The organism is Klebsiella sp. K5-204, assembly GCF_030128585.1.
Classification (GTDB): domain Bacteria; phylum Pseudomonadota; class Gammaproteobacteria; order Enterobacterales; family Enterobacteriaceae; genus Klebsiella; species Klebsiella quasipneumoniae.
Genome location: NZ_JAKUZS010000004.1, coordinates 1 through 16,042, shown reverse-complemented (window position 1 = coordinate 16,042; position 16,042 = coordinate 1). Strand labels below are relative to the sequence as shown.

Genomic DNA, 16,042 nt, shown 5'->3' with positions numbered 1-16,042 from the left:
TATAGAGATCTGTTCTATTGTGATCTCTTATTAGGATCGACTCTCTTTGTGGATAAGTCGGATCCGCGAAGTAAGATCAAAAGCTTAAGAAGGATCACTATCTGTGAATGATCGGTGATCCTGGTCCGTATAAGCTGGGATCAGAATGAAGGGTTATACACAGCTCAAAAACCGTACTGCGGTTATTCTTTGGATAACTACCGGTTGATCCAAGCTTTTAAGCATGGTTATCCACAGAAGAACGGACGATCTTTACAAATCTCAGAGCAAATTTTTCCAGGATCCCAGCCAAATTTCCGCCGGATCCTCGGGAATTTCATGTTCCAGCACGTTGATCTTCAGGGTCTCGCCGATCTGTTTTGCCCCGCAGGCCTTCAGCGCCGCTTCTAATTTATCGATCGCGCCGCAAAAAGTGTCGTATTCGCGGCTGCCGATCCCGATGGCGCCAAAGCGCACGGCGGAAAGATCGGCCTGCTGCGCCAGCAGCGCGTCATAGAAGGGAACCAGGTTGTCGGGAATGTCGCCGGCGCCATGGGTGGAAGAGATAACTAACCAGATCCCCTGCGCCTGCAGATCGTCCACCAGCGGGCCGTGCTGGATTTCAGTGCTGTAGCCTGCTTCTTCCAGCTTTTCCGCCAGATGCTCCGCTACGTATTCCGCACTGCCCAGGGTGCTGCCGCTGATAAGTGTAATGTCTGCCATAGATCGCCGATCGCCCGCTCAACTGTTCAGAGTGGCGTATTGTACGCTGTGAGCGAGCTGGGATCTACCTGTGGAAAAATGTGGGATTAAAAAAAACGATCAGGGCTTAATGGTGCGCATGATCGGGTTCTGCAACACGATTAGGGTCTCGGTGGACTGAATTTCATCAATTGTTTGGATCTTGTTGATAAGTACCTGCTGCAGGGCATCGATGGATTTACACATCACCTTAATAAAGATGCTGTAGTGGCCGGTGGTGTAGTAAGCCTCGGTGACCTCCTCCAGGCTTTCCAGGCGGGCGAGGGCGGAGGGATAGTCTTTGGCGCTCTTGAGAATAATGCCGATGAAGCAGCCGACGTCGTAGCCCAGCTGTTTGGGGCTGACGTCAATGCGCGCGCCGGTAATGATGCCCGCCTGTTTCATCTTTTCGACGCGTACATGAATAGTGCCGGGGCTGACGCTGAACTGTTTGGCCAGTTCGGCATAGGCGGTACGGGCGTTGGCCATTAGCGCATCGAGAATGCCGCGGTCCAGATTGTCGATCTGATAATTTTCCATATCTTTTTCTTATGAAGTTTGAGGGTTCTTACTATTTTAGCGCCATATTTTGATGAATTAAAAGTTGATGAGCCTTTTTATTGATTGATTATTGTATTGGTGGCCTTTTTTGTTGCTTAATCAATGGCAACAGGACGCAGGAGTCATAAAAATGAAAACCGCATATATCGCAAAACAACGCCAGATCAGTTTCGTTAAATCCCACTTTTCCCGTCAGCTGGAAGAGAAGCTTGGCCTGATTGAAGTCCAGGCGCCAATCTTAAGCCGCGTGGGCGATGGGACGCAGGATAACTTGTCCGGCTGTGAGAAAGCGGTTCAGGTGAAAGTGAAAACACTGCCCGACGCCCAGTTCGAAGTGGTGCATTCGCTGGCGAAGTGGAAGCGTCAAACCCTGGGACAACACGACTTCAGCGCGGGCGAAGGGCTGTACACGCACATGAAGGCCCTTCGCCCCGATGAAGACCGTCTGACGCCGATCCATTCCGTCTATGTCGACCAGTGGGACTGGGAGCGGGTGATGGGGGATGAAGAGCGCCACGTCGGCACGCTGAAGGCGACCGTCGAAGCGATTTACGCCGGGATCAAAGCCACCGAGCTGGCGGTCAGCCAGGAATTTGGCCTGACGCCGTTCCTGCCGGAACAGATCCACTTTGTTCACAGCCAGGCGCTGCTGAGTCGCTATCCGGATCTTGATGCCAAGGGCCGCGAGCGAGCGATTGCTAAAGAGCTGGGCGCCGTCTTCTTAATCGGCATCGGCGGCAAACTCTCTGATGGCAAGCGCCATGATGTACGTGCGCCGGACTATGATGACTGGAGCACTGAGGTTTCTGAAGGCTTTGCCGGACTGAACGGCGATATCCTGGTGTGGAACCCCGTGCTGGAAGATGCGTTCGAGATCTCCTCAATGGGGATCCGCGTTGACGCCGCGGTGCTGAAACGCCAGCTGGCGCTGACCGGCGATGAAGATCGCCTGAAACTGGAGTGGCACCAGGCGCTGCTGCGCGGCGAGATGCCGCAGACTATCGGCGGCGGCATTGGCCAGTCTCGGCTGACGATGCTGTTGCTGCAGCTCGACCATATCGGCCAGGTGCAGTGCGGCGTATGGCCGGCACAGGTTCGCGAAAGCGTTTCCGCGCTGCTGTAACGATTAGCGCCGCCAGCGTCGCAGCAGGCGGCTACGCAACCCGGTATCAAAGCGCCAGATATGATCGAAGATGCGCATGATGCCGGGTTTGCCGTGTACCGACATCGCCACCGCGTGAAAACGGTGCTGATGCTTTCGCTGTAACTCCCCCACCTGAGCAATCACCTCATCCGGCAACCGCTGGGCAATAAAGTCGGAGATCACCACGGCATCCGCATCCACCCACTGCGGGTTTTGCAGACGTTCAATAATGGCGCGAAAACAGCTGGCCAGATCGGTGCCGCCGCGAAAGCGCTGGCTCAGAAAGCGGATCGCCTGCTCCAGGCCGCCCTCGCAGGTCAGTTCGTAGTGCACCACTTCGCTGGAGAACAGCATAATAAAGCAGCGGCGGTTATCCGCTAGCGCGACGCGCATCAGGGCCAGACAAAAGGCTTTGGCGCACTGCTCGTTAAAACCGCCCATCGATCCTGACGTATCGACGCAGACAATAAAGGGCCCGCGCGGCTGTTCATCAAAATCCTGCCGCGTCACCGGGCGTTCGGTGATTTTTTCGCGCCAGGCGTCGCCGTGCAGCCGGTAAGTCAGGAGCTGTTTCTCCACCAGCTTGCGATAAAATTCAAACTCCAGCTCCGTGATGCCGAGCGTCGCCAGCTCCGGCGGCAGCAGGCGCAGAATGTCATCGCTCTGCTGGAGGCCGTCGACCTGTTCTGGCACCGTCGCTGGCTCGCGCACCAGGCTACGGAAGGTCTCCATCGGCGCGTCTTTCTTCGGCACGGATTTCGCTTCCCGTGAGCGCCCCAGCTGTTCCGCCAGCTGCAGTAGCTCCGGCTGCTGGTTAAGAAAATCGCCATAGCGCACGATCAGCTGATAGTCGCCACGTTTGAGTTCGCCGGCGCTCATATCCCACAGGCGTCCGGCGGCGGTGTCATTCTCAGCCAGCACCGGATCGAGCTGACCGCTGAGCGTCATTCGTTCCTGGACCTCGCTGAGCAACTGATCGCGCTCCTCATCCAGCAGCTGCTGGTTAAGGCTGGTGGCTTGCACCACCAGGCTCAGGCGCCAGCGCTGTAAAAACAGCGTATGCAGCGCCGGGGTAAAGGTCGCATTGTCGTCCACCAGCTTCTGCGCCTGGGCGGCAAAAGGGGACTGGAGCTGGTGTAGCTTGCCGAGGATCTGCGGCAGCTGGACGATAAACTGCGAGGTAGAGAGCAGCTGAGCCTGCTGATAGGTTTGCACCTCGGCGTCCAGATCCGGCGGGACGTTAACCTCTTTTAAGCGGGCGCGAACGGCTTCCCGCCAGCGCGGAATATCCGCCGCGATGATGTTTTTCAGGCGGGGAAATTTCTCAAAGAAAACCGCCAGCTGCGGAGAGGCCAGCAGCGCCAGCAGCATCTCCTCGATCATTCCCTCTTCGCTGACTGCCAGCATGACATTCAGCATATCGAGCGTCATGGCTGCTTCGCCTGTTTAATCTGCGCGCCGACGTCCTGCAGGCTGGCTTCGATTCTTCCCAGCCACTCGACCGGGATAAACAGGCACTTCTGCTGCTCGCTGAAGCGGTTATGTTGCTGGTGCCACTCATCGTCCAGCGCCTCCAGCTGCTGGCGAATTTCCGCCGGCATGTTTTCCTGCGACGCGCTGCCGGGCAGCGAGAGGCGTGATCCCTGCAGGCTGACGTCGCGAACAACCAGATGCTGGCTGGTATCGACATCCATATTGAGCAGTTGGGCAAAGCCGATCCCGTTGAGCTTGCCGCGGATTTCGCCGCCCTTTTCCAGCCAACTGGCTAACGCCTCGCGCTCAAAAGTAATGTGGATCACTTCCATATCGTGGAGTTTGAGCGGCTGCTGCAGCAGCAGGGTCAGGCTGGTCCCCTGGATCTCCGCCGGCAGCTCATAGTGCGGCTTGCGGCTAAACATGCCGCCAAGGCGGGTGACCTTTAGCGCCGTTTTGTCACTTTGCTGCTGTTGGATCTGAATGCGTCGCTGCACAATCGCCCCGAGCCGCGTCAGCATCGCCTGCTGCTGCCAGGCGTGGCAGGTCATCAGCGTTTCCAACTGCTGCGACATCAGGTTCATGCTCTCGACGTTGTGCCACAGACAATCTTTCAGCAGGATAAGATCTATCGGCGCGATGCTGTCGCGGCCGCTGAAGAAGGCGCTGGCCTGCAGCAGGCGAATAGCCTTTTTCCAGCGGCGATCCGAAACGTATGGCGCGTTTGGCAGGGCATCCAGCTGCTGGCGCAGCTGGAATATCAGCTCAAACACCGCGTCCGGCAGTTTGATATTGCCGATCTGCTGCTGCCATTGCGTAAACTCTTCATCGCTAACCTGCAGCGCGCTGGGCACCGGATTGCTGTTTTCATCCTGCTGGCTGACCAGCATCGAACGGAAATTACCTTTATCCTGTACTTTATCGAGCCACAGACGGATCAGCATTCGGTCATACAGCGCTTCCAGGCTGCTGTCGGCTTCGGGCAGTTCGTTCGAGGCGGCCACCAGCAGGCGCATCGGGATTTTCTCTTCGTGAGCGCCGTTGCGGAAGTGACGTTCGTTAATCGCCGTCAGCAGGGTGTTGAGGATAGCCGGCCCCGCTTTCCATATTTCATCGAGGAACACGATTTCTGCTTCCGGCAGGTAACCGGCGGTTAAACGCTCGTAGCGGCCTTCATCTTTCAGCGCCTGAATGGACAGCGGGCCAAAAACCTCTTCCGGGGTGGAAAAGCGGGTCATCAGGTATTCAAAAGCGCGCGCCTGCTGGAAGGCGAACTTGAGGCGGCGGGCAATCAGGCTTTTGGCGATCCCCGGCGGACCGAGCAAAAATACGCTCTCGCCGCTGAGCGCCGCCAGCAGGCACAGGCGTATCGCGTGGCTGCGTTCAAAGAGTCCTTTTTCGAGTGCCGCGCTGAGTCGGGAAATTCTTTCAGCCAGTAAATGTGTTTGAGCCATAATTGAGTTGCGTGCTTTGTCATGTATCGTTATTGGGACGAGTATAGATGTTAGAGCAGGGGCGGTAATAGCCTGAAGAATCGATTTATTTTTTTTGAGCCAGGTTAATATGGTGTCTGTTAGGGGTACGATTTCACAAATAATCGTGCATACTGTGCGCTTTTTGTGGGCCAAGGGACTAGGCACACATTTGTTTTATAAACGAAAAGACTAGTCTATGAGCACTGATAATAAACAATCGTTGCCGGCGTTAACGCTGGCGGCCATCGGCGTGGTGTACGGTGATATCGGTACCAGTCCACTGTATACCCTGCGTGAATGCCTGTCAGGTCAGTTTGGCTTTGGCGTTGAGCGCGATGCCGTTTTTGGCTTTTTGTCGCTGATTTTCTGGCTGTTAATCTTTACCGTATCGATAAAATACATCACCTTCGTGATGCGGGCGGATAACGCCGGGGAAGGCGGGATCTTAACGCTGATGTCGCTGGCCGGACGCAATACCTCGGCGCGGATGACCTCTGTGCTGGTGATCCTCGGCCTGATCGGCGGCAGTTTCTTCTATGGCGAAGTGGTGATTACCCCGGCGATTTCGGTGATGTCGGCGATAGAGGGGTTAGAAATTATCGCTCCGCAACTCGATAGCTGGATTGTGCCGATCTCCATTATCGTGCTTACCCTGCTGTTTATGATCCAGAAGCACGGGACCGGGATGGTCGGCAAGCTGTTTGCGCCGATTATGCTGATCTGGTTCTTGCTGCTGGCGGTGCTTGGCGCGCGAAGCATTTACGCTAACCCGGAAGTTCTGCAGGCGCTAAACCCCTACTGGGCGGTGCACTTCTTCCTGCAGTACAAAACGGTTTCCTTTATTGCGCTTGGCGCGGTGGTGCTGTCGATTACCGGGGTGGAAGCGCTGTACGCCGATATGGGGCACTTCGGCAAACTGCCGATCCGTGTCGCCTGGTTCTCCGTCGTGCTGCCTTCGCTGGTGCTGAACTATTTTGGCCAGGGGGCATTGCTGCTTAAGCATCCGGAAGCGATTAAAAACCCGTTCTTCCTGCTGGCGCCGGAGTGGGCGCTGATCCCGATGCTGATTATCGCCACACTGGCGACGGTTATCGCCTCGCAGGCGGTGATCTCCGGGGTCTTCTCCTTAACCCGTCAGGCGGTGCGTCTGGGCTATCTGTCGCCGATGCGCATCATCCACACCTCGGAAATGGAGTCCGGCCAGATCTATATCCCGTTCATTAACTGGCTGCTGTATGTCTCGGTAGTGATCGTCATCGTCAGCTTCGAACATTCGTCTAACCTGGCGGCGGCGTACGGTATCGCGGTCACGGGGACCATGGTGCTGACCTCCATCCTGTCGGCAACGGTGGCGCGCAAAAACTGGCACTGGAATAAACTGTTCGTTGGGCTGATGCTGGTGGCCTTCCTGTGCATTGATGTTCCGCTGTTCTCGGCGAACCTCGATAAGATTGTCTCCGGCGGCTGGCTGCCGTTGTCCCTGGGTCTGGTGATGTTTACGGTGATGACCACCTGGAAGAGCGAGCGTTTCCGCCTGCTGCGTCGAATGCACGAGCACGGCAACTCGCTGGAAGCGATGATCTCTTCGCTGGAGAAATCGCCGCCGGTGCGCGTGCCGGGTACTGCGGTGTATATGTCCCGCGCCCTGAACGTGATCCCGTTTGCCCTGCTGCATAACCTGAAGCACAACAAGGTGCTGCATGAGCGAGTGATCCTCCTGACCCTGCGCACCGAAGACGCGCCTTACGTGCATAACGTTCGCCGGGTGCAGATTGAGCAGCTGTCGCCCTCGTTCTGGCGGGTGGTGGCCAGCTACGGCTGGCGGGAAACGCCAAATGTCGAAGAGGTGTTCCATCGCTGTGGCCTGGAAGGACTCAGCTGCCGGATGATGGAGACCTCGTTCTTTATGTCCCATGAGTCGCTGATTATCGGCAAACGACCGTGGTATCTGCGCCTGCGCGGCAAGCTTTATCTGCTGCTGCAGCGTAACGCCCTGCGCGCGCCGGATCAGTTTGAAATCCCGCCAAACCGGGTTATCGAGCTCGGTACTCAGGTCGAAATCTGATGTCAAAAAGCCCTTCCGTTGCGAAGGGCTTTTTGTTTCTCACTCCGGCTGTCATCTCCTGTCGCTGTCTCGCGAAACGTTTCGATAGCGATCACATTTCTCTCTTCTGGTGATGGTTTTCTGCTCACGCATTGATAATAATTATTTTAGCGAAACGTTTCGCTAGTGGAGCAAAAGAGAAAAAATGAAAAAAGGCACCGTACTTAACGCTGATATTTCCGCGGTTATCTCCCGCCTGGGCCACACCGATACGCTGGTGGTCTGCGATGCCGGATTACCGGTTCCCCGCAGCAGCGCGCGCATCGATATGGCGTTGACCCAGGGCGTACCTTCATTTATGCAGGTTCTGGAAGTGGTGACGACGGAAATGCAGGTTGAAGCGGCTGTCATCGCGGAGGAAATTAAGACGCATAATCCGCAGCTCCACGCGACGTTGCTCAACCATCTTGAGCAGCTGCAGCAGCACCAGGGAAACACCATTGAAATTCGTTACACCAGTCATGAGCAGTTCAAAAAACAAACCGCAGACAGTCAGGCGGTAATTCGCAGCGGGGAGTGTTCCCCGTTTGCGAATATCATTCTCTGTGCCGGCGTCACCTTCTGAGATCGCCGTCATGGAAGCCTTATTGCAACTGAAAGGGATCGATAAAGCGTTCCCTGGCGTCAAGGCGCTCTCCGGCGCCTCGCTGAATGTCTACCCTGGCCGGGTGATGGCGCTGGTGGGTGAGAACGGCGCCGGTAAATCCACCATGATGAAAGTGCTGACCGGGATCTATACCCGTGACGCTGGCGCTTTATTGTGGTTGGGCAAAGAGACCACCTTTAGCGGCCCAAAATCTTCCCAGGAAGCCGGGATCGGCATTATCCATCAGGAGCTGAACCTGATCCCGCAGTTGACGATCGCCGAGAACATCTTCCTCGGCCGCGAATTCGTTAACCGCTTTGGCAAAATCGACTGGAAGCGGATGTATGCCGAAGCCGACAAGCTGCTGGCGAAGCTGAATCTCCGTTTTACCAGCCAGAAGCTGGTGGGCGATCTGTCGATTGGCGATCAGCAAATGGTGGAGATCGCCAAAGTGCTGAGCTTCGAGTCGAAGGTCATCATTATGGATGAACCGACCGACGCGCTGACCGATACCGAAACCGAATCGCTGTTCCGTGTGATCCGCGAACTGAAATCGCAGGGGCGCGGCATCGTCTACATCTCCCACCGCATGAAAGAGATCTTCGAGATTTGCGACGACGTGACCGTGTTCCGCGACGGGCAGTTTATTGCCGAACGCGAGGTCTCCTCGCTGGATGAAGACCGTCTGATTGAAATGATGGTTGGCCGGAAGCTGGAAGATCAGTATCCGCATCTGGCTAAGGCGCCGGGCGCGGTGCGCCTGAAAGTCGATAATCTCTGCGGCCCGGGCGTGGAAAACGTGACCTTTACCCTGCGCCAGGGGGAAATCCTCGGTGTCGCCGGGCTGATGGGCGCCGGGCGGACCGAGCTGATGAAAGTGTTGTATGGCGCGCTGCCGCGCAGCAGCGGCTCCGTGACGCTCGACGGTCACGAAGTGGTGACCCGTTCGCCGCAGGATGGTCTGGCGAACGGCATTGTCTATATCTCCGAAGACCGTAAGCGTGACGGCTTAGTGCTCGGGATGTCGGTAAAAGAAAACATGTCCCTGACCGCCCTGCGCTACTTCAGCCGGACGGGGGGGAGTCTCAAGCATAAAGATGAACAGCAGGCGGTCAGTGATTTCATCCGGCTGTTTAACGTGAAAACGCCGTCCATGGAGCAGGCGATCGGCCTGCTCTCCGGCGGCAACCAGCAAAAGGTCGCCATCGCCCGCGGGCTGATGACCCGGCCGAAGGTCCTGATCCTCGATGAGCCGACCCGTGGCGTCGACGTTGGGGCGAAGAAAGAGATCTACCAGCTTATCAATCAGTTCAAAGCCGATGGCCTGAGCATCATTCTGGTCTCCTCCGAGATGCCGGAAGTGTTGGGCATGAGCGATCGCATCATAGTGATGCATGAAGGGCATCTCGGCGGTGAATTCACACGCGAGCAGGCCACCCAGGAAGTATTGATGGCTGCCGCTGTGGGCAAGCTTAACCGTGTGAATCAGGAGTAAGAAAGATGACAACCCAGGCTGTTTCTGGTCGCCGTTATTTCACGAAAGCGTGGCTGATGGAGCAAAAATCGCTGATTGCCCTGCTGGTGCTGATCGCGGTGGTATCGACCATGAGCCCCAACTTTTTTACCGTCAATAACCTGTTCAATATTCTGCAGCAGACCTCCGTTAACGCCATTATGGCGGTAGGGATGACGCTGGTCATACTGACCTCGGGGATCGACCTGTCCGTCGGTTCCCTGTTGGCGCTCACCGGCGCGGTGGCGGCGTCGATCGTTGGCATTGAAGTGAATGCGTTGGTGGCGGTCGCTGCTGCCCTCGCATTAGGTGCGGCGATCGGCGCAGTCACCGGGGTGATTGTGGCGAAAGGCCGCGTGCAGGCTTTCATCGCCACCCTGGTGATGATGCTGCTGCTGCGCGGCGTGACCATGGTGTACACCAACGGCAGCCCGATCAATACCGGCTTTAGCGATAATGCCGATCTGTTCGGCTGGTTTGGTATCGGGCGTCCGCTGGGGATCCCGACGCCGGTATGGATCATGGCGATTGTCTTCCTGGCGGCCTGGTACATGCTGCACCATACTCGCCTGGGTCGTTATATCTACGCCCTTGGCGGTAATGAGGCGGCGACGCGCCTGTCCGGGATTAGCGTCAATAAAGTCAAAATTATCGTCTACGCGTTGTGCGGGATGCTGGCGTCGCTGGCCGGGATTATCGAAGTGGCGCGCCTCTCCTCCGCGCAGCCGACGGCCGGGACAGGCTATGAGCTGGACGCCATTGCGGCAGTCGTGCTCGGCGGCACCAGTCTGGCGGGCGGCAAAGGACGCATTGTCGGCACGCTGATTGGCGCGCTGATCCTTGGCTTCCTGAATAATGGTTTGAACCTTTTAGGCGTTTCTTCCTATTACCAGATGATCGTTAAAGCGGTGGTGATTTTGCTGGCGGTACTGGTAGATAACAAAAAGCAGTAACTGAGAACTCTACAGGACATCTTAACTATGAATATGAAAAAACTGGCGACCCTGGTCTCTGCTGTTGCGCTAAGTGCGACCGTTAGCGCGAACGCGATGGCCAAAGACACCATCGCTCTGGTTATCTCTACTCTCAACAATCCCTTCTTCGTGTCGCTGAAAGACGGCGCGCAAAAAGAAGCTGACAAACTGGGCTACAACCTGGTGGTGCTCGATTCCCAGAACAACCCGGCGAAAGAGCTGGCTAACGTTCAGGATTTAACGGTGCGCGGCGCGAAGCTGTTGCTGATCAACCCAACCGACTCTGATGCCGTCGGCAATGCCGTGAAGATGGCGAACCAGGCGAAAATCCCGGTCATCACCCTCGACCGTCAGGCGACAAAAGGCGATGTCGTGAGCCACATCGCCTCTGACAACGTGCAGGGCGGAAAAATGGCGGGCGATTACATTGCGAAAAAGCTGGGTGAAAGTGCGAAAGTCATTGAGCTGCAGGGCATTGCCGGGACTTCCGCGGCGCGTGAGCGCGGCGAAGGCTTCAAACAGGCCGTGGCGGCGCACAAGTTCAACGTTCTGGCCAGCCAGCCGGCCGATTTCGACCGTACCAAAGGGCTGAACGTGATGCAGAACCTGCTGACCGCCCATCCTGACGTCCAGGCGGTGTTCGCGCAGAATGATGAAATGGCGCTCGGCGCTCTGCGCGCGCTGCAGACCGCAGGCAAGTCCGATGTGATGGTGGTTGGATTTGACGGCACTCCGGATGGCGAAAAAGCAGTAAACAGTGGCAAACTGGCGGCGACCGTCGCACAGTTGCCGGAGCAGATCGGCGCGAAAGGCGTTGAGACTGCTGATAAGGTACTGAAGGGCGAAAAAGTGGAAGCTAACTACCCGGTTGAGCTGAAGCTGGTCGTTAAGCAGTAATATGCGATTCGGACTGGCAACGGTCCGAGGGACAATATAAAAAAAGAAAAGCAGGGCATGCGCCACCGGATCCCGGTGGCGCGCTTTCCCGGGAACAGAAACGATGAAAACTGCAGGCAAACTTGTCGTCCTTGGCAGCATCAATGCCGATCACATTCTCAACCTTGACGCTTTCCCGACGCCGGGTGAAACCGTCACCGGCAACCACTACCAGCTGGCGTTCGGTGGTAAAGGGGCCAACCAGGCGGTGGCCGCCGGGCGCAGCGGGGCGGATATCGCGTTTATCGCCTGCACCGGCGATGACGACATCGGTGAACGCATCCGTCGCCAGCTGGCGAGCGATAAAATCGATGTGGCGCCTGTGCGCGCGGTCGCCGGGGAAGCAACCGGCGTGGCGTTAATCTTCGTTAACGCCGAAGGTGAGAATGTCATCGGTATTCATGCCGGCGCCAATGCGGCCTTATCCGTCGCTCAGGTAGAGGCGGAAAAAGAGCGGATCGTCAGCGCGCAGGCGTTGTTGATGCAGCTCGAGTCGCCGCTGGAGAGCGTGCTGGCGGCGGCGAAAATCGCCCATCACCATCAGACCACCGTGGTGCTTAATCCCGCGCCAGCGCGTGAACTGTCCGATGAACTGCTGGCGCTGGTGGATATCATTACCCCCAACGAAACCGAAGCGGAAAAGCTGACGGGGATTCGCGTTGAGAGTGACGAGGATGCGGCAAAAGCCGCCGACGTGCTGCATGCCAAAGGCATTGGTACGGTAATGATCACCCTCGGCAGTCGCGGCGTCTGGCTCAGTGCCGAAGGCGAAAGCCGCCGGATCCCAGGGTTTCGCGTGCAGGCTATTGATACTATCGCGGCCGGCGACACTTTCAACGGCGCGCTGGTGACCGCGCTGCTGGAAGGGACCGCCCTGCCGGAGGCGATCCGCTTTGCGCATGCCGCGGCGGCGATTGCCGTGACTCGCAAAGGCGCGCAGCCTTCCGTGCCGTGGCGCACAGAGATTGATGAATTGTTAGCGCAACAGGGGTAATGCTTGGCTACGATGAAAGATGTGGCCCGCGTCGCGGGCGTTTCCACATCGACGGTGTCACACGTCATCAATAAGGACCGCTTTGTCAGCGAGGCGATTACCGCCAAAGTCGACGCCGCGATCAAAAGCCTCAACTACGCCCCCTCGGCGCTGGCGCGTAGCCTCAAGCTGAATCAAACCCGCACCATCGGCATGCTGATCACCGCCAGTACCAATCCGTTTTATTCCGAGCTGGTGCGGGGCGTGGAGCGCAGCTGCTTTGAGCGGGGTTATAGTCTCGTACTCTGTAATACGGAAGGTGATGAGCAGCGAATGAATCGTAATCTGGAGACGTTAATGCAAAAACGCGTCGATGGATTACTGCTGCTGTGCACTGAGACCCACCAACCCTCCCCGGAAATTATGCAGCGCTATCCGTCGGTTCCGACGGTCATGATGGACTGGGCGCCGTTTGATGGCGATAGCGATCTGATTCAGGATAACTCGCTGCTCGGTGGCGATATGGCGACCCAGTACCTGATCGATCAAGGGTATTCACACATTGCCTGCATTGCCGGCCCGCTGGATAAAACCCCGGCGCGTCTGCGCCTTGAAGGTTACTATGCTGCGATGGCGCGCTGCGGTCTGCCCGTAGCCGAGGGAGACGTGGTGACCAGTGATTTTGAGTTTGGCGGCGGATTTAGCGCGATGCAGCAGCTGCTGGCGTTGCCGCAGCGGCCGCAGGCGGTGTTTGTCGGTAACGACGCCATGGCGGTTGGCGCTTATCAGGCGTTATACCAGGCCGGGTTGCAGATCCCGCAGGATATGGCGCTGGTGGGTTACGATGATATTGAACTGGCTCGCTATATGACGCCGCCGTTAACCACCATTCACCAGCCGAAAGATGAGCTGGGGGAACTGGCCATCGACGTGCTGATCCATCGCATGGCCGACCCGCAGCAAAAACAGCAGCGCGTACAGTTAACCCCGGAGCTGGTGGTCCGCGGCTCCGCTTAGCGTTTGTGCCGCTCGCTAATCAGGTTGCGGCCATCCTTCGCTCTCAACAGCATAAACATCAGCGCCGACACGATGGTTATCACGCCCATGGTAATAAAGGTGTAGTGAAACTGCTCTACGGTGCTGGCGCTGTCAAAACCTTCATAGAAGCGCAGCACCGCAGCGCTGATGGCCACTCCGAGACTGATGGAAAGCTGCTGGGTGACTGCCAGCAGGCTATTGCCGCTGCTGGCATTGTCATCCGTTAGATCGGCCAGGGTAATGGTATTCATGGCGGTAAACTGCGTGGACATCGCCATCCCCAGCACGAACAGCGGCAGAAGCAGCATCCACAGCGGCATTTCTGGCGACTGCAGCGAGAACTGGGCAATCATAAGGCCAATAAACACGGTGATCCCCACCAGGGTCTTACGATAGCCAAACCAGCGCAGCACCTGGGTAACGGTAGATTTCGCAATAATCGAGCCGATAGCGGTGGGGGCGATCATACAGCCGGCGATAATGGCCGGATAGCCAAAGCCAACCTGCAGCATGAGCGGCATCAGAAAAGGTACGCAGCCGGTACCCAACCGCGTGGCAAGGTTTCCGGCAATGCCGACTGAGAACGTATGGGTCTTAAATAAAGAGAGCGAGATCAGCGGCGCAGGATGGCGGCGCGCGTGACGGACATAGGCCAGGAGCAGTATCAGACTGACGGCGATCACCGCCAGCGCCAGCCATGTCGCCACGATTTTTTCGCCAAACAGTTCAATACCGCTGGAAAATAACACCAGGCTTAAGCCAAATAACAGAAAACCGGTTATATCGAAGCGTCGGCGCGGCGTTGTGAAATTTGGCATATATTTACGGGCATACAGAATGCCGATCACGCCGATGGGAATGTTTATCAGGAAAATCCAATGCCAGCTGGCCCAGGTCACAAATACCCCGCCGAGAACCGGGCCCAGAATCGGTCCTACCAGTCCCGGCATGGTGACAAAGTTCAGTACCGGCAGCAGTTCGCTGCGCGGATAGGCGCGCAGGAGGGCTAGCCTCGCCACCGGCATCATCATCGCCCCGCCGACCCCCTGAATAACGCGAAAAATGACCAGCTCCGTTAATGAACTCGAGAGCGCGCAGGCGAGGGAGCCGAGAGTAAACAGGCTAACGGCGATGATAAAGACCCGGCGCGTGCCGAAGCGATCGGCCAGCCAGCCGCTGACCGGGATCAACATCGCCACCGTCAGCGTATAGCTGATGATGGCCGACTGCATTGCTAAGGGGGAACGGTTCAGGCTGTGGGCGATAGCCGGGAGGGCGGTGTTAAGAATGGTGGCATCCAGCGCCTGCATAAAGAAGGCCATCGCCGCGATCCACGGCAGGCCTGCCATGCTGCGCCCTTTTTTTCCGCTCATGCCAAATCCTTGTTATTGATTTACGTGGTGTGGGGCGTTCAGCAGCGCCTGGCAGGCGAGCAAGGCACCTGGCGCATCGCTATTGAGAATGGCATCGACGATCGCCTGGTGGAGATCGAGCTTCACGACTTCATTTTGCGTAATCGACGTGAAGTAGGTGTGGTAGACGGAATGAAATAAAGAAGCGAATGAGCTGAGGAAAGGATTGCCGCTCATTTCATAGATATGTTCATGCCAGGCCATATCGACGTCTATCCAGCGATCGCGCTGAAAATGACGTTTCAGGGCAATCATCTCTTCCATAAGGGTATTGAGCTGCGCTTTCTGTTCCGCGGTGCCGTGGGCGGCGGCGAGGAAACAGGCTTGTGGCTCCAGGCTGCTGCGCATGACGAGAAAGTGGCTCACCACCTCTTCGAAGTTATCTTCCGTGAGCCACCAGGAGAGTAGTTCCTTATCCAGGAAGTTCCAGCTGCTGCGCGGCATTACCCGGGTGCCAATGCGAGGGCGGGGCAGCAGCATGCCTTTTGCAGTCAGCGTCTTCACCGCTTCGCGGACGGCGGTACGACTCACGCCGAACTGCTCCCCTAACTCCATTTCGCCGGGAAGAATGCTTTCCGGCTGATATTCGCCAGTCAGTATCTTTTGGGCGAGCTTCTCGGCCAGTACCCAGGAGATGTTCTTTTGTGCCGCCAGTTGCTGTGCGCTTAAAGACATAAATGCCGTTCCTTTCTTTTCTCTACACTAACAGTATGCCACCAGGCGCCCCGTTTCGTCGGTTAAAACAGCAAAACGGCGGTTTTTTGCGACATTCCTCGCCGCATTGTTGAAAAAAGAGACGGTTGAAAAGTTTTTTTGCATTTCCCCTTGTCACCTCAGAATTACTCCCTATAATGCGCCTCCACTGACACGGAACAACGGCAAGCAAGCCGCCGGGTCAGCGGGGTTCCGGTGAGAACCTCGCAGAGAAAAGCGAAAATAAATGCTTGACTCTGCAGCGGGAAAGCGTAATATGCACACCCCGCGCCGCAGCGAAAAACGAAGCGGCACTGCTCTTTAACAATTTATCAGACAATCTGTGTGGGCACTCAAAGTGACATGGATTCTTAACGTCCTCGGACGAAAAATGAATACCAAGTCTCAAGAGTGAACACGTAATTCATTACGAAGTTTAA

The 16,042-nt window shown here is 56.7% G+C and carries 14 protein-coding genes; 8 read left to right on the top strand and 6 right to left on the bottom strand.

The window, feature by feature from the left end; translation table 11 throughout:
- Positions 1 to 261 precede the first annotated feature (261 nt).
- A complete protein-coding gene (gene mioC / locus MKR05_RS11620; protein WP_017899651.1) occupies positions 262 to 702 on the bottom strand; it encodes an FMN-binding protein MioC in 441 nt (146 codons plus the stop codon).
- A 99-nt stretch (positions 703 to 801) separates the two neighbouring features.
- Positions 802 to 1,260: a transcriptional regulator AsnC gene (asnC, locus tag MKR05_RS11615; RefSeq protein ID WP_002882510.1), complete on the bottom strand. Its 459-nt coding sequence runs from the start codon at positions 1,258 to 1,260 to the stop codon at positions 802 to 804.
- A gap of 151 nt (positions 1,261 to 1,411) precedes the next feature.
- On the opposite strand from asnC, the gene asnA reads away from it, so the two are divergent.
- Entirely contained in the window at positions 1,412 to 2,404 is a 993-nt protein-coding gene (asnA, locus tag MKR05_RS11610) for an aspartate--ammonia ligase (RefSeq protein ID WP_101989521.1), read from the top strand.
- Between the two features lie 3 nt (positions 2,405 to 2,407).
- Here asnA and viaA read toward each other — a convergent pair whose 3' ends face one another.
- Together viaA and ravA are read right to left on the bottom strand one after the other, a co-directional pair.
- A complete protein-coding gene (gene viaA, locus MKR05_RS11605) occupies positions 2,408 to 3,856 on the bottom strand; it encodes an ATPase RavA stimulator ViaA (protein ID WP_032454444.1) in 1,449 nt (482 codons plus the stop codon).
- Positions 3,853 to 5,352, bottom strand: coding sequence for an ATPase RavA (gene ravA, locus MKR05_RS11600; RefSeq protein ID WP_050534295.1), 1,500 nt, complete (start codon positions 5,350 to 5,352; stop codon positions 3,853 to 3,855). Before ravA ends, viaA begins: the two co-directional genes overlap by 4 nt.
- 217 nt (positions 5,353 to 5,569) lie before the next feature.
- On the opposite strand from ravA, the gene kup reads away from it, so the two are divergent.
- The 7 genes from kup to rbsR all read left to right on the top strand — a co-directional run bounded on the left by kup (position 5,570) and on the right by rbsR (position 13,476).
- Entirely contained in the window at positions 5,570 to 7,438 is a 1,869-nt protein-coding gene (gene kup, locus MKR05_RS11595) for a low affinity potassium transporter Kup (protein WP_004202319.1), read from the top strand.
- 184 nt (positions 7,439 to 7,622) lie between these two features.
- Positions 7,623 to 8,042 (top strand): D-ribose pyranase, encoded by a 420-nt coding sequence (gene rbsD / locus MKR05_RS11590; RefSeq protein ID WP_004202320.1) that lies wholly within the window; start codon positions 7,623 to 7,625, stop codon positions 8,040 to 8,042.
- Positions 8,043 to 8,052: 10 nt separating this feature from the next.
- A complete protein-coding gene (rbsA, locus tag MKR05_RS11585; protein ID WP_023291483.1) occupies positions 8,053 to 9,558 on the top strand; it encodes a ribose ABC transporter ATP-binding protein RbsA in 1,506 nt (501 codons plus the stop codon).
- 5 nt (positions 9,559 to 9,563) lie between these two features.
- The gene (gene rbsC / locus MKR05_RS11580) at positions 9,564 to 10,529 is read left to right on the top strand and encodes a ribose ABC transporter permease (RefSeq protein WP_004202322.1); all 966 of its coding nucleotides are present in this window, start codon (positions 9,564 to 9,566) and stop codon (positions 10,527 to 10,529) included.
- Positions 10,530 to 10,556: 27 nt separating this feature from the next.
- Complete coding sequence (rbsB, locus tag MKR05_RS11575) at positions 10,557 to 11,447, top strand: ribose ABC transporter substrate-binding protein RbsB (RefSeq protein ID WP_004202323.1); 891 nt, start codon at positions 10,557 to 10,559, stop codon at positions 11,445 to 11,447.
- Positions 11,448 to 11,550: 103 nt separating this feature from the next.
- Complete coding sequence (gene rbsK, locus MKR05_RS11570) at positions 11,551 to 12,480, top strand: ribokinase (RefSeq protein WP_284118664.1); 930 nt, start codon at positions 11,551 to 11,553, stop codon at positions 12,478 to 12,480.
- A gap of 3 nt (positions 12,481 to 12,483) precedes the next feature.
- Complete coding sequence (gene rbsR, locus MKR05_RS11565; RefSeq protein ID WP_284118666.1) at positions 12,484 to 13,476, top strand: ribose operon transcriptional repressor RbsR; 993 nt, start codon at positions 12,484 to 12,486, stop codon at positions 13,474 to 13,476.
- On the opposite strand, the gene mdtD is transcribed toward rbsR, so the two are convergent.
- Together mdtD and MKR05_RS11555 are read right to left on the bottom strand one after the other, a co-directional pair.
- The gene (gene mdtD, locus MKR05_RS11560) at positions 13,473 to 14,870 is read right to left on the bottom strand and encodes a multidrug transporter subunit MdtD (protein ID WP_023291486.1); all 1,398 of its coding nucleotides are present in this window, start codon (positions 14,868 to 14,870) and stop codon (positions 13,473 to 13,475) included. The genes rbsR and mdtD overlap by 4 nt on opposite strands.
- A gap of 12 nt (positions 14,871 to 14,882) precedes the next feature.
- Positions 14,883 to 15,584, bottom strand: coding sequence for a FadR/GntR family transcriptional regulator (locus tag MKR05_RS11555; RefSeq protein ID WP_023291487.1), 702 nt, complete (start codon positions 15,582 to 15,584; stop codon positions 14,883 to 14,885).
- Between the last annotated feature and the right edge of the window lie 458 nt (positions 15,585 to 16,042).